Source organism: Streptomyces sp. NPDC050842 (assembly GCF_044456565.1).
Taxonomy (GTDB): Bacteria; Actinomycetota; Actinomycetes; order Streptomycetales; family Streptomycetaceae; genus Streptomyces.
The window spans coordinates 425867-440190 of sequence record NZ_JBITGA010000007.1; the positions used below are offsets into that span (position 1 = coordinate 425867).

Consider the following 14324-nt stretch of genomic DNA (forward strand, 5'->3'; position numbering starts at 1 on the left):
GTCACCCTCTACGCGCGGTGGGCGGTCGGTCGTACCAGCAGAACACAGGTGAGGACGGCGAGCAGCGCCGCCGCTCCCCCGGTCGCCGCCGGACCCGCCGCGGGCACCGCGGTCTGCGCCGCCGCCGCGATCAGGCAGACGGCCGCCGCGCTCGTCACCGAGCCGAAGGCCTGGAGCAGCAGCCCCAGCCAGAGCACGGTCCCGATCATGAGCAGGGTGGCGAGGCGCGGGAGCGTCGGCCAGGGCGCGCCGGGCCAGGCCAGGGTCGCGGCGAGGGTGAGGCCGACGAGGACGGTGAGGTAGCCGCCGAGGCAGAGGACGAGGGTGCCGGTGACCGCCCTGCGGAACTCGCGGGCCGTGGTGAGGGTCCGCAGCCGGGTCAGGCTCTCGCCCCGGAAGCGGTGCAGCAGCCACTCGGCCGGTCCCATGGAGAGGGTGAGGGCGACGACCGCTCCGGCTCCGCTCACCAGGGTGTCGCCGATGCCCGCGTGGAGGACGAGCAGTCCGCTGCCGAGGCCGAAGAGTCCGTACGGGAGGGAGGCCGCGCGCGGGGGACCGCCCCGGCCCGCCGCCCCGCGCCGCGCGCCCGGCCGGAGTACGAGCGCCGCGAAGGCGACGGCGGCGGTGAGCGAGGCGAGGAGGAGCCCGGCCCGCAGCGGGTCGGGGAGGTCCCAGCGGAAGGCGGGGACGGCTCCGGCGAGCGGCAGCAGGGCGCAGAGCAGGGCCCGTTCGCGGCCGAGGACCAGGAGGACGGTCGCGGCGGCGAGGTAGACCGACTGGCCGGCGGCGAAGAGGGCCGCCGGGATCTCGCCGGGCCCGGCGGCCGCGAGCGCGACCGCGGAACCGGCGAGGGCGCCCGCGGGGGCGCCGGTGAGCAGGGCGCGGGCGGCGGCGGGCCGGTCGCCGAGGCCGAGCCAGGTGTACGCGCGGTGGGACAGGGCCTGGTTCCACACCCAGCCGGTGACGGCTCCGGCGAGGAGGGGGACCGTGCCGCCGGGGAGCCCGAACCGGCCGTGCTCCCCGGCGAGGAGCGGCGCGGCCAGGACGTAGGCGAGGCCGGGCAGCGCGAAGACGAGGCCGCGCAGGAGACAGCCCGCGAGTTCGCTGTGCCAGGGTCCGGCGGGCGGCGCCTCCGGTGCGGGGTGGCGCCGCTCCCCGCGGGCGTAGAGGTCCTCGGCGAGGGCGAAGGAGTCGGCCCTGCCGTAGGTGAGGCGGATGTGGTCGTCGGTCATGCCGTCGGATTCGAGGAGCGCGGCGATCTCGTCCGGGTGCACGGCGACGGCGACGAACGCGTCGAGCCGCTCGGCGAGTTCGTCGAGGGGGTCGACGGCGAGGCCGGGGGACGCCGGCCTCGCCTCCTCCCGCCGGGGGCGGGGGATCGCCGGGAGCGGGGGCGCCGCGGTCGGGGGTTTCAGCCAGAGGGAGCCGCTCATGCGGGGGTGCCTCCCACGACGAGGGGCGCGGGGACGCGGCGCGGGGAGGGGATGCGGACGGTCCACGCCTTCGGGGCGGGGAGGGGCCGGGGGCGGGGGGCCGGGCGTTCACCCGCCAGTTCGCGGTAGATCTGGCGGAAGCCGTCCACCGAACGGTTCAGGGTGAACCGGTCGATGACCCGCTGCCGCGCCAGGCGGCCGAGTTCGGCGCGCCGGGCTCCGTCCCTGAGCAGTTCGGTGACGGCGGCGGCCATGACGGCCGGTTCGCGGGGCGGGACGACGATCCCGGTGTCGCCGACGGCCTCCCGTACGCCTCCGACGTCCGTCGAGACGGTGGCCCGGCCGCAGGACATGGCCTCGATGAGGGAGAAGGGGAAGCCCTCGCTGATGGAGGAGAGCATGACGACGCTGCCGGCCCCGTAGGCGCGTGGCACGTCGGAGACGCGGCCCTCGAAGGTGATGCCGTCGGTGACGCCGAGTTCGGCGGCGAGCTTCTCCAGGCGGGTGCGGTAGTCCTCGTTCCCGGCGGGGACCGGGCCGAACAACCGCAGCCGCAGCTCGGGGAGTTCGGCGCGGCAGATCGCGTAGGCCCGGATCAGGGTCTCCAGGTCCTTGATGGGGTCGACCCGCCCGCACCAGCTGAGGGTGGGGGTCTCGGGTTCGGGTCCGGCCTCGGGGAAGAGGGCCGGGTCGACGCCGTTGTAGACGGTGCGGATGCGGTCGGCGGGGGCGCCGCCGCGCTCCTCCCAGCGCCGGTTGTACTGGTTGCAGGGGGTGATGAGATCGGCCTTGCGGTAGCCGAGCGTGTTGAGCTCGCGGTAGAAACCGAGCATCAGGGCCTTGACGGGCCAGCGCTGCGCGTCGGTGCGGTAGCCGAGGTAGCGCTCGCGGAGGTAGATGCCGTGTTCGGTGAGCAGGAAGGGCACCCCTTCGAAGTGCTGCGCGGCCAGGGCCGGCAGCGTGGCGAGGCCGCTGGAGACGGCGTGGGCCACGCTGCCGGTGGCTATCCGGGCGGCGAGCGGGCGCAGGGCGTGTTCCAGCAGGTCGGTGGCGGTGAGCGCGTCGTGGACGGTGGGCCGGGCCGCAAGCGTCGGCAGGTGCGGCATGGTCCAGATCCACATGAGGGAGCGCAGGGCCGGTTCGGAGCGGAGAGCGGGGGTCAGCCGTCCCTGCCGGGCGAGCTCGGCCAGCTCGTACAGGCTCGTGCCGAAGTCGCATCCCGCGCCCGGGTCGAGGAGGGCGAGGAGCAGGCGTTCGTACGTGTCGAGGAAGCGGCGGCGTTCCCGCCCCCGCAGGGGCCGGCGCGCCCGGTCGAACAGACCGGGCGCGGCCGGCCCCTGCGGGTGGCCCCAGAGGGGGAACGCGGTGTGCCGGGTGATGTTGGGCGGCAGCTCCCAGGTGACGGGTTCGCGGCCGTTGCCGGTGAGGGCGAGGATCTCGAAGTCGACCTCCGGCATGCCGCGGACGAGCTGGTCGCACCAGGTGCTGACGCCGCCGTGGACGTGCGGATAGGTGCCTTCGGTGAGCATGGTGACGTGACGGCCACGGCTCGGCATGTACGTTTCCCCCCAGGACGTGCTGGTCAGGCGGTCGGGAGCGTGAGTGTGACGGCGGTCTGGAGCAGTTCGGGCGCGGTCCAGGCCGAGCGGGTGCCCGCGTAGGCCGACCCGAAGACGGTCGAGCCGAGCAGGGCCTGCTTACGGGTGCCCTCGGGTGCGGTGACGGGCACGGTGAGGCCGGCCGGGGCCTTCACGGTGACCGTGGTGCCGATGCGGTAGGCGGTGACCTTTCCTGCGGCGATCGCCTGGTCCCAGGCGGCACGGCGGTTCAGCTCGGTTCCGACGTCCTTCTGACGCGGGTTCACCAGGGGTGCGCTGGGTGCGAACAGGTCCCTGTATCCGGAGAGTACGCGGTCGAGTACGGGATAGAGGAGCCGTTCCTCGGCCAGGTTGGACTGGTGCACGTAGTGCGGGCGGGGGTCGTTCCCGAGCACGTGGGAGAGGGCCGTGCGGGCCTCCTGCGGGACGATCCGCTCGGCGTATCCGGTGGTGGTGGGGAGCGGGGCGGGCAGGCAGGTGGACAGCGGGTTGTCCTCGCAGATGCCACTGCCGCCGTCGGCGCGGGAGGTGTAGATCCAGTTGTACTCGTCGGTCATCTCGGCGGCGGTGCCCACGTTGTAGTACACGTTCATGGGGTGGCGGGGCACGGTCCTCGCGGCGGCGGTCCCGGTGCCGAGGGAACGTTGCTGCGGTTCGCGGGAGTTGTCGCTCGCCGTCCATTTCACGCCGTTGTCGGCGAGGGCGCCGGCGAGGTTCGGATTGTCGACGGGCTGCTGGGGCAGGGTCCTCAGACCGGAGTGCTCGCCGGTGACGAGTTCGGAACGGTCGACGGAGATGCCCTTGCCCACGGCCCAGTTGTGGTTGTTCCGGATCTGGCCGGAGAGCTCGGAGCGGCTGACCCAGAGGGTGTTGCCCGCGAGGTCCTTGGCGCACTGCCAGGGGACGGTGGTGTTGTCCTGGACGCAGCCGAGGAACGGGTGGGTGTAGGTGTGGTTGATCCACCGGTACTGGGCGCGGTCCGCGAGGAGCTGCGTGGTGAGCGGGTCGGTGCCGCCGTGCTCGGTCTTCCACTGCTCGCCCTGGCCGCCGTTGTAGACCATGTCGAGGGTGAAGCCGGAGGCCTTCTGCCAGGCGGCGGCGTACTGGGCGTCGGCGGCGGTCATCCGGATCGGGTCGACGCCCTCCCCGTCGTCCTCGACGCAGTCGAAGTCGCCGGGGGTGCAGTTGAGCGCGGAGTCCCAGCGGGCGTCGGGAGCGAAGACGTCGTCGACGTGGACGGAGAGGTAGTTGCGGCTCTGGCCGAGGTGGACGCCCTGGGTGAGCCATTCGACGATGCCGCGCGCGAGGGCCCGGAACTGCCGCTGGTACTGGTTGTAGGCGAAGGTGACGACGAGCTCGCGGCGCCCGTCGGCGGTGTACTCGCCGACGAGGCTGGCCCGGCCGCCGCCCTCGACGGGGACGTCGAGGTAGCTGGTGAAGCCGGCGCGGGGGCGGCCCGCGTAGCCGTAGCTCTCGGCGATCGCCGGGTCGTTGTCCTCGAAGGTCAGCGCCCCCGCGAGGTACCGGAAGGGGCCCGTCTTCCCGGCGGCGGTGACGCCGGCCGTGGTCCCGTCGAGGACGCCGGACCAGCCGCCCTCGTTGGTGTAGTCGAGGCCGACACCCGGGTGCGACCAGGTGTAGGCGTCGACCTGCGGGATCCCGAAGGTCCGCTCGTACGCCTGGAGCGCGGTGTGCTCGGCGGAGTCGGGGCCGAAGGCGCTCTCGTGGGGCAGGACGACGCCCTGGTACTTGGCGCGGGGGCGGCCGTCGAGCGTGTCGCTGAGGAAGGCCGGGTCGAGGACCGGCCGGTTCGGGTCGTTGAGGTCGATCCTGCGGTACGGGACGCCGGAGCCCTTCAGCTCGGCGGTGATCGCCTCGACGGCGCTGCCGCCGTCGTCGACGACGAGGACCGTCAGGTCGACGCGGGGCACCGGGGCGGCCACCGCCTGCGCGGACGGCAGGACGGTGGCGAGCAGCGCGGCGGCGGCGAGCGCCGCGACCCTGGCGGTGCGGGGCGCGGTGCCCTGCGCGGTGCGGCGGGCGGTTCTGGGCGTGCGGATTCGGCCGGAGTCCATCGGTGGTGTCCCCCCTCGGCAGGCCCGTCCGGGCCGGAGCCGGCTCGGCGGGACCTGTGGAGATGATGCAGATGGCGCGAAGGCGAGTGCGTCGCCTTGCAGGAATGAGGCGAGTGTGGACGAGCTCTCCGAGCCTGAACGGTAAACATGAAAGAGACACCACGGATGAGTGAATCACTGCCGCCGTGAGCGAACGCCGCGAGCGAGCGTAGGCTCGTTCTCGGCGCTCTCCGGGCCGAAATACGATGCGGCGGGCACGGTCGGCCCATCCCTCGACCGCCACAGAACTCAATGGAAGCGAGAATTCACCACCGTGACTGCTCTCACTCTCAGCACTGCCGGTGCGGCGACGCTGCGCGCCGACGCCCTCGTGGTCGGCGTCGCGAAGACCGGGAAGGCGCTCGTCGTCGCCCCGGGCGCCGAGGCTGTCGACAAGGCCTTCGACGGGCGGCTCGCCGCCGTCCTGGAGACGCTGGGCGCCTCGGGTTCCGAGGGTGAGGCGATCAAGCTGCCCGCGCCCGCCGGTCTCAAGGCCCCCGTCGTCCTGGCCGTCGGCCTGGGCACCGCCCCCGAGGACGGCGAGTCGTTCGGCGCGGAGACCCTGCGCCGCGCCGCCGGTACGGCCGCCCGCACCCTGACCGGTTCGAAGAAGGCCGCCTTCGCTCTGCCGATCGCCTCCGCCGAGGACGCCGCCGCCGTCGCGGAGGGCGCCCTGCTCGGCGCGTACGCCTACACCGCGTACCAGGAGAGCGCCAAGGACGCGAAGAAGCCGCTGGCCGAGGTCGCCCTGCTCGGCGCCAAGCCGCGCGACAAGGCGTACAAGGCCGCCGCCGAGCGCGCCCAGGCCGTCGCGGAGGAGATGAACCGCGCCCGTGACCTGATCAACATGCCGCCGAACGACCTCTACCCCGAGTCGTTCGCCGCCATCGTCGCCGCCGCCGGCAAGGAGCACGGCCTCAAGGTGCAGGTGCTCGACGAGAAGGCGCTCGACAAGGGCGGCTACGGCGGCATCCTCGGCGTCGGCAAGGGCGCCGTCCGCGGCCCGCGCCTCGTCCGCGTCGCCTACACCCACCCGAAGGCGGAGCGGACCCTCGCCCTCGTCGGCAAGGGCATCACCTACGACTCCGGCGGCATCTCCCTGAAGCCGGCCGGCCACAACGAGACGATGAAGTGCGACATGAGCGGCGCGGCCGCCGTGTTCGCCGCCGTCGTCGCCGCGTCCCGCATCGGCCTCGCCGTCAACGTCACCGGCTGGCTCGCCCTCGCCGAGAACATGCCGTCCGGCAACGCCACCCGCCCGGGTGACGTGCTGCGCATGTACAGCGGCAAGACCGTCGAGGTCCTCAACACCGACGCCGAGGGCCGGCTCGTCCTCGCCGACGCGCTGACCAAGGCCTCCGAGGAGCACCCGGACGCGATCGTCGACGTGGCGACCCTGACCGGCGCCATGGTGCTGGCCCTGGGCAACCGCACCTTCGGCATCATGGCCAACGACGACGACTACCGCACCGCGATCCACGAGGCCGCGGAGGAGGTCGGCGAGGCGTCCTGGCCGATGCCGCTCCCGGCGGACCTGCGCAAGGGCATGGACTCCCCCACCGCCGACATCGCCAACATGGGCGAGCGGATGGGCGGCGGCCTGGTCGCCGGTCTCTTCCTCCAGGAGTTCGTGGGCGAGGGCATCACCTGGGCCCACCTGGACATCGCGGGCCCGGCCTTCCACGAGGGCGCCCCGTACGGGTACACCCCGAAGGGCGGCACCGGCTCCTCGGTGCGCACCCTCGTGAAGCTGGCCGAGCGCACGGCGGCCGGCGAGCTCTGAGCACACCCGTGACAGGGGCGGCCCCGGGTCCCGTACCCGGGGTCGCCCCTGTTCACGACGGTCATCGCCTGTTCGCTCGCGACGAAATCCGTAGGTTCGTACGCTGGGGCGATCCCTCCGTACGGACGATCGGCCGTCTCAGAGCACGGCCCCGCGTCCCGCCATCCGTCAACAAGTGCGAAGATGGGTTCTCGGCAGGACAGGGCCCCCACCACAGGGCCGAAATAAAGCGGCCGAACACCAGCCGCCGCCTGGTCACTGAAGACCGGCGACGAGCGCACATGCATGGAGGACGTGACGTGGCGAACGACGCCAGCACCGTTTTCGACCTAGTGATCCTCGGCGGCGGTAGCGGCGGTTACGCCGCGGCGCTGCGCGGAGCGCAGCTGGGCCTGGACGTCGCACTGATCGAGAAGAACAAGCTCGGCGGCACCTGCCTGCACAACGGCTGCATCCCGACGAAGGCCCTGCTCCACGCCGGCGAGGTCGCCGACCAGGCGCGTGAGGCGGAGCAGTTCGGTGTCAAGGCCTCCTTCGAGGGCATCGACATCAAGGGCGTGCACAAGTACAAGGACGACGTGATCTCGGGCCTGTACAAGGGTCTGCAGGGTCTCGTCGCCTCCCGCAAGGTGACCTACATCGAGGGCGCGGGTCGCCTCTCCTCCCCGACCTCCGTCGACGTCGACGGCCGTCGCGTCGAGGGTCGTCACGTCCTCCTCGCCACCGGCTCCGTGCCGAAGTCGCTCCCCGGCCTGGAGATCGACGGCAACCGGATCATCACCTCGGACCACGCGCTGACCCTGGACCGGGTCCCGGAGTCCGCGATCATCCTCGGTGGCGGCGTCATCGGCGTCGAGTTCGCCTCGGCGTGGAAGTCCTTCGGCACCGACGTGACGGTCATCGAGGGCATGAAGCACCTCGTCCCGGTCGAGGACGAGAACAGCTCGAAGCTTCTTGAGCGCGCGTTCCGCAAGCGCGGCATCAAGTTCAACCTCGGCACCTTCTTCCAGTCCGCCGAGTACACCGACAGCGGCGTCAAGGTCACCCTGGCCGACGGCAAGACCTTCGAGGCCGAGGTGCTGCTCGTCGCGATCGGCCGCGGCCCGGTCTCCGCCGGTCTCGGTTACGAGGAGCAGGGCGTCGCGATGGACCGCGGCTACGTCCTGGTCGACGAGTACATGCGTACCAACGTGCCGACGATCTCGGCCGTGGGCGACCTCGTCCCGACGCTCCAGCTCGCGCACGTCGGCTTCGCCGAGGGCATCCTCGTCGCCGAGCGCATCGCGGGCCTGAAGGCCGTGCCGATCGACTACGACGGCGTGCCGCGGGTGACGTACTGCCACCCCGAGGTCGCCTCCGTCGGCATCACCGAGGCCAAGGCCAAGGAGATCTACGGCGCGGACAAGGTCGTCGCCCTCAAGTACAACCTCGCGGGCAACGGCAAGAGCAAGATCCTCAAGACCGCGGGCGAGATCAAGCTCGTCCAGGTCAAGGACGGTGCCGTGGTCGGCGTCCACATGGTCGGTGACCGCATGGGCGAGCAGGTCGGCGAAGCACAGCTGATCTACAACTGGGAGGCGCTGCCGGCCGAGGTCGCGCAGCTCATCCACGCCCACCCGACGCAGAACGAGGCGCTCGGCGAGGCCCACCTGGCCCTGGCCGGCAAGCCGCTGCACTCCCACGACTGACGCTCATCGTCATCACAGGGCGCGACGACCACTTTCCGCAATTCGTTAGGAGCAACTGAAACCATGTCGGTTTCCGTAACCCTGCCGGCGCTCGGCGAGAGCGTCACCGAGGGCACCGTCACCCGCTGGCTCAAGGCCGAGGGTGAGCGTGTCGAGGCCGACGAGCCGCTGCTCGAGGTCTCGACCGACAAGGTCGACACCGAGATCCCCGCCCCCGCCTCGGGCATCCTGGCCTCCATCAAGGTCGCCGAGGACGAGACGGTCGAGGTCGGCGCCGAGCTGGCCATCATCGACGACGGCACGGGCGCCCCGGCCCCCGCCGCCGCTCCGGCCGCCGAGCCGGCCGCCGCCCCGGCCCCCGTGGCCGAGGCTCCGGCCGCCCCGGCCGCTCCGGCTCCGGCCGCCGAGGCCCCCGCCGCGGCTCCGGCCGGCGGCGCCGCCGGTACGGACGTCGTGCTGCCCGCGCTGGGCGAGTCCGTCACCGAGGGCACCGTGACCCGCTGGCTGAAGTCGGTCGGCGAGACCGTCGAGGCCGACGAGCCGCTGCTCGAGGTCTCCACGGACAAGGTCGACACCGAGATCCCGGCCCCGGTCTCGGGTGTCCTCCTGGAGATCGTCGTCGCCGAGGACGAGTCCGCCGAGGTCGGCGCCAAGCTGGCCGTCATCGGCGCCGCGGGTGCCGCTCCGGCCGCCCCCGCCGCCCCGGCTCCGGCCGCGCCCGCCGCGGCTCCGGCGCCCGCCGCGGCTCCGGCCCCGGCCCCGGTGGCTCCGGCCGCTCCGGTCGCGGCTCCGGCTCCGGCCGCCCCGGCTCCCGCACCGGTGGCACCGGCGGCAACCCCCGCCCCGGTCGCGCCCGCAGCCCCTGTGGCCGCTCCGGCTCCGGCCGAGGACGGCGCGTACGTGACCCCGCTGGTCCGCAAGCTCGCCACCGAGAACGGTGTCGACCTCGCGGCCGTCAAGGGCTCCGGCGTCGGCGGTCGCATCCGCAAGCAGGACGTCCTCGCCGCCGCGGAGGCCAAGAAGGCCGCCGCTGCCGCCCCCGTCGCCGCCGCTCCGGCCCCGGCCGCCGCGAAGGCTCCGGCCCTCGCGGTCTCCCCGCTGCGCGGTCAGACCGTCAAGATGACCCGCATGCGCAAGGTCATCGGCGACAACATGATGAAGGCGCTGCACGGCCAGGCCCAGCTGACCTCGGTCGTCGAGGTCGACATCACCAAGCTGATGAAGCTGCGCGCCCGTGCCAAGGACGCGTTCGCGGCTCGTGAGGGCGTCAAGCTCTCCCCGATGCCGTTCTTCGTCAAGGCCGCGGCCCAGGCGCTGAAGGCCTTCCCGGTCATCAACGCCCGGATCAACGAGGACGAGGGCACGATCACCTACTTCGACACCGAGAACATCGGTATCGCGGTGGACTCCGAGAAGGGTCTGATGACCCCGGTCATCAAGGGTGCGGGCGACCTCAACATCGCCGGTATCTCGAAGAAGACCGCGGAGCTGGCCGGCGCCGTGCGCGCCAGCAAGATCACGCCGGACGACCTGGCCGGTGCGACCTTCACCATCTCCAACACCGGTTCGCGCGGCGCGCTGTTCGACACGATCATCGTGCCCCCGAACCAGGTCGCCATCCTGGGCATCGGCGCCACCGTGCGCCGTCCGGTCGTCATCGACCACCCGGACCTGGGTGAGACGATCGCGGTCCGCGACATGACGTACGTCGCCCTGTCCTACGACCACCGTCTGGTGGACGGCGCCGACGCCGCCCGCTACCTGACGGCCGTCAAGGCGATCCTGGAGGCCGGCGAGTTCGAGGTCGACCTCGGCCTGTAAGGCGATGTGAGGGCCGTACGCCGACTGGCAACGTAACGAGCCTCACCTGCGGCGCCCCCGCCCGGAAGTGTTTCCGGGCGGGGGCGCCGCCGTATTGTCTAAGGGTCAACACTCCCCGAGGAGCCTTCATGACCGTCCCCGTCGTCCACTCGCTGCGCGAACAGATCCGCGAGCACATCGTGGAGGGGATCGTCAGCGGCCGCTGGAAGCCGGGCGAGCGCATCGTGGAGCGCCGGATCGCGACGGAGCTGGAAGTCAGCCAGACCCCGGTCCGCGAGGCCCTGCGCGAGCTGGAGTCGCTGCGCCTGATCGAATCCGCCCCCAACAAGGGCGTCCGGGTCCGCAACCTGACCGCGGCCGACCTGGAGGAGAGCTACCCCGTACGGGCCGGTCTGGAGCAGATCGCGGCCGAGCTGGCGGCCGGGCGGCTCGCGACGGACTGCTCGGCCCTGGAGCCGCACGTGGCGGCGCTGTACGAGGCGGACGCGACCGCCGACGGCACGGCGCAGGTGCGGCACACGGTGGCCTTCCACCGGGAGCTGGTGAAGGCCGCCGGGAACGCGGTGCTGCTGCACACCTGGGAGACGCTCGGCATCGAGGTCTTCACGGCCCTGTCGATCCGCTGGCTGGGCACGGTCCAGAAGTCGTACGCGGAGGAGCACCAGGAGCTGGTGGAGGCCTTCCGCCGGGGCGACCCGAACATCGGGGCGCTCGTGAAGGCCCACGTCCTGGGCTGCGCACCCCGAGCCTGACCCCTTGGCTTGACGCACAGTGAGCGGGTCCACCCCTGGGCGGGCCCGCTCATTCGTGCGACCACGTTCTCAGACAGCCACTCCCACCTGCGAGAACAAGGCGAAATCAAGGCACATTCGAGGCACCCGGTGCCCTCGGGTGCGGCACCCTGTGCCGACTTTCTCGATCTGGAGAGGTTTTTCCCCTCCAGCCTTTGATCGATCATCGATCGCTGGCTTACAGTCTTCCGCGGGCCTCACCCGGCCCTTCGCCCTGTCCTGCCAGACATGGCCCCCATCTCTACCCCACCTGTCCGGAAGGCGGCGATCATGACCGATCCCGTAGGCAAGATTCCGAGCGAGCTCGACCAGCTCCCGGACCGTGACACCGAGGAGACCGCCGAATGGGCGGCCTCCCTGGACGCCGTCACCAAGGCCGCCGGCCCCCACCGGGCCGCCTACCTGATGCGCCGTACGCTCCAGCACGCCGAGGGCGCGGGCCTCGCCCTGCCCAAGCTGCTGGAGACCGACTACGTCAACACCATCCCCACCTCCGCGGAGCCGTCGATCGGCGAGTTCGGCGGCGACGAGGAGATGGAGCGGAAGATCACCGCGTGGAACCGCTGGAACGCGGCCGCGATGGTCACCCGCGGCTCGAAGTACGGCGTCGGTGGCCACATCGCCACCTTCGCCTCGGCGGCCTGGCTCTACGAGACCGGCTTCAACCACTTCTTCCAGGGCAAGGAAGCCGACGGTTCCGGCGACCAGCTCTACATCCAGGGCCACGCCTCCCCCGGCATCTACGCCCGCGCGTTCCTCGACGGGCGGCTCGGCGAGGCCCAGCTCGACAACTTCCGGCAGGAGTCCGGCGGCAACGGCCTGCCCTCCTACCCGCACCCGCGCCGGCTGCCCTGGCTGTGGGAGTTCCCCACCGTCTCCATGGGTCTCGGCCCGCTCTCCGCGATCTACCAGGCGCGCTTCAACCGCTACCTGACGAACCGTTCCATCAAGGACGTCTCGGCCTCCCACGTGTGGGCCTTCCTCGGTGACGGCGAGATGGACGAGCCCGAGTCGACGGCAGCCCTCGCGCTCGCCGCCCGCGAGGGTCTGGACAACCTGACCTTCGTCATCAACTGCAACCTGCAGCGCCTCGACGGCCCGGTCCGCGCGAACTTCAAGATCGTGCAGGAGCTGGAGGCCCAGTTCCGCGGCGCCGGCTGGAACGTCGTGAAGTCGCTGTGGGGCAACGCCTGGGACGAGCTGTTCGCGCTCGACACCACCGGCGCCCTCGTCCGCCGCCTCCGCGAGGTACCGGACGCGCAGGTCCAGACGTACCAGACCCGCGACGCCGCCTACATCCGCCAGGACTTCTTCGGCAAGGACCCGGCGCTCGTCGCGATGGCGCAGCTGCTGAGCGACGACAAGATCCTGGAGTGTTTCCACCTCTCCCGCGGTGGCCACGAGCCGCGCAAGGTGTTCGCCGCGTACAAGGCCGCCCTGGAGTTCAAGGGCGCGCCGACGGTCATCCTCGCGCAGACCGTCAAGGGCTTCACCCTCGGTGAGGGCTTCGCGTCGAAGAACGCGAACCACCAGATGAAGAAGCTGACGACCGACGAGTTCAAGAACATGCGTGACCTTCTTGAGCTGCCGATCTCGGACGCGCAGTTCGTCGACGGCCAGGTGCCCTACGGCCACCCCGGCGCCGACTCGCCCGAGGTCCGCTACCTCCAGGAGCGCCGCGCGGCCCTCGGCGGCCCGGCCCCGGCCCGCCGCACCCACGCGCTGGCCCCGCTGCCTGCCCCGGCGGAGAAGGCCTTCACCGCCTTCGACAAGGGCTCCGGCTCGCAGTCGATGGCGACGACGATGGCGTTCGTCCGGCTCATCAAGGACCTGATCCGCGACAAGGAGACCGGCAAGCGCTGGGTCCCGATCGTCCCGGACGAGGCCCGTACCTTCGGTATGGAGTCGCTGTTCCCGTCGCTCGGCATCTACTCGCCGAAGGGCCAGACGTACGAGCCGGTCGACCGCGACCAGCTGATGTACTACAAGGAGGCCGTGAACGGCCAGATCCTCAACGAGGGGATCACCGAGGCCGGTTCGATGGCCGACTTCATCGCCGCGTCCACCGCGTACTCCACGCACGGCGAAGCGATGATCCCGTTCTACATCTTCTACTCGATGTTCGGCTGGCAGCGGACCGCCGACCAGATGTGGCAGCTCGGCGACCAGCTCGGCCGCGGCTTCCTCGTCGGCGCGACCGCCGGCCGTACCACCCTGACCGGTGAGGGCCTCCAGCACGCCGACGGCCACTCGCCGGTGATCGCGGCCACGAACCCGGCGGCGCTGTCCTACGACCCGGCGTTCGCCTACGAGGTCGCGACCATCGTCAAGGAGGGTCTGCGCCGGATGTACGGCGAGGCCGCCGAGGGCGAGGACCAGGACGTCTTCTACTACCTGACGGTCTACAACGAGCCGATGCCGCAGCCGGCCAAGCCGTCCGGCATCGACGAGGGCATCGTCAAGGGCCTCTACCGCTTCAACACGGCGGAGTCCGCGGGCCTCGACCTCCCCGCGAACGCCTCGCGCATCCAGCTCCTCTCCTCCGGCACGGCGATCCACTGGGCCCTCGAGGCGCAGAAGCTGCTCGCCGCCGAGTGGGGCGTGGCCGCCGACGTGTGGTCCGCGACCTCCTGGACGGAGCTGCGGCGCGACGCCCTGGAGGCGGACGCGGCGCTGCTGCGCGGCGAGGAGCAGGTGCCGTACGTCCGCAAGGCCCTGGAGGGCGTCACCTCCCCCGTCCTCGCGGTCTCCGACTACATGCGCCAGGTCCCGGACCAGATCGCGCAGTGGGTCGAGCAGGACTGGTCCTCGCTGGGCGCCGACGGCTTCGGCCTCTCGGACACCCGCGAGGCGGCCCGCCGCCACTTCGGCGTCGACGCCCAGTCGATCGTCGTCGCGGCGCTCGCGCAGCTGGCGCGACGCGGCGAGGTCCAGGCGACGGCCGTGAAGGAAGCGCGCGAGCGCTACGGCCTGTAGGTCGACCGGTTCGACCGGTCCGAGGGGCCGCGCCCGTACTTCGATACGGGCGCGGCCCCTCGGTCGTTCCCGGGTTCCTGCCGGTTCAGGCCTGGGCGAAGCCCGGCGTGCCAGGCGCGC

Annotated in this window: 8 protein-coding genes; 5 read left to right on the forward strand and 3 right to left on the reverse strand. The window is 72.0% G+C overall.

What is annotated here, in order from left to right:
- Window positions 1-8: 8 nt before the first annotated feature.
- Genes ACIBG6_RS25640 through ACIBG6_RS25650 form a run of 3 tightly spaced genes read right to left on the reverse strand, consistent with a single transcriptional unit; the run spans window position 9 to window position 5106 of the window.
- Window positions 9-1433, reverse strand: coding sequence for a hypothetical protein (locus ACIBG6_RS25640; RefSeq protein ID WP_399224905.1), 1425 nt, complete (start codon window positions 1431-1433; stop codon window positions 9-11).
- Window positions 1430-2989 carry a GT4 family glycosyltransferase PelF gene (gene pelF, locus ACIBG6_RS25645; RefSeq protein WP_399224906.1) on the reverse strand — a complete coding sequence of 520 codons (1560 nt, stop codon included), beginning with the start codon at window positions 2987-2989 and terminating at the stop codon, window positions 1430-1432. Before pelF ends, ACIBG6_RS25640 begins: the two co-directional genes overlap by 4 nt.
- A 26-nt stretch (window positions 2990-3015) precedes the next feature.
- On the reverse strand, window positions 3016-5106 hold the full coding sequence (locus ACIBG6_RS25650) for a hypothetical protein (protein ID WP_399224907.1): 2091 nt from the start codon (window positions 5104-5106) through the stop codon (window positions 3016-3018).
- Window positions 5107-5419: 313 nt separating this feature from the next.
- Here ACIBG6_RS25650 and ACIBG6_RS25655 point away from each other — a divergent pair, with 313 nt between their 5' ends.
- From ACIBG6_RS25655 to aceE, 5 genes are all read left to right on the forward strand, one after another.
- Window positions 5420-6928, forward strand: a complete 1509-nt coding sequence (locus ACIBG6_RS25655) for a leucyl aminopeptidase (protein WP_399224908.1) — start codon at window positions 5420-5422, stop codon at window positions 6926-6928.
- A 299-nt stretch (window positions 6929-7227) separates the two neighbouring features.
- Entirely contained in the window at window positions 7228-8616 is a 1389-nt protein-coding gene (gene lpdA, locus ACIBG6_RS25660; RefSeq protein ID WP_399224909.1) for a dihydrolipoyl dehydrogenase, read from the forward strand.
- 63 nt (window positions 8617-8679) lie between these two features.
- Window positions 8680-10437, forward strand: coding sequence for a 2-oxoglutarate dehydrogenase, E2 component, dihydrolipoamide succinyltransferase (sucB, locus tag ACIBG6_RS25665; protein WP_399224910.1), 1758 nt, complete (start codon window positions 8680-8682; stop codon window positions 10435-10437).
- 128 nt (window positions 10438-10565) lie between these two features.
- A complete protein-coding gene (locus ACIBG6_RS25670) occupies window positions 10566-11189 on the forward strand; it encodes a GntR family transcriptional regulator (RefSeq protein WP_024758969.1) in 624 nt (207 codons plus the stop codon).
- Between the two features lie 309 nt (window positions 11190-11498).
- Window positions 11499-14204 carry a pyruvate dehydrogenase (acetyl-transferring), homodimeric type gene (gene aceE / locus ACIBG6_RS25675; RefSeq protein WP_399224911.1) on the forward strand — a complete coding sequence of 902 codons (2706 nt, stop codon included), beginning with the start codon at window positions 11499-11501 and terminating at the stop codon, window positions 14202-14204.
- The last annotated feature ends 120 nt before the right edge of the window (window positions 14205-14324 follow it).

What these genes read in the sequence shown, in the direction of transcription:
- ACIBG6_RS25650 (WP_399224907.1), bottom strand. Translation starts at nt 5,106, where the DNA reads ATGGACTCCGGCCGAATCCGCACGCCCAGAACCGCCCGCCGCACCGCG.
- aceE (WP_399224911.1), top strand. Translation starts at nt 11,499, where the DNA reads ATGACCGATCCCGTAGGCAAGATTCCGAGCGAGCTCGACCAGCTCCCG.
- pelF (WP_399224906.1), bottom strand. Translation starts at nt 2,989, where the DNA reads ATGCCGAGCCGTGGCCGTCACGTCACCATGCTCACCGAAGGCACCTAT.
- sucB (WP_399224910.1), top strand. Translation starts at nt 8,680, where the DNA reads ATGTCGGTTTCCGTAACCCTGCCGGCGCTCGGCGAGAGCGTCACCGAG.
- ACIBG6_RS25670 (WP_024758969.1), top strand. Translation starts at nt 10,566, where the DNA reads ATGACCGTCCCCGTCGTCCACTCGCTGCGCGAACAGATCCGCGAGCAC.
- ACIBG6_RS25640 (WP_399224905.1), bottom strand. Translation starts at nt 1,433, where the DNA reads ATGAGCGGCTCCCTCTGGCTGAAACCCCCGACCGCGGCGCCCCCGCTC.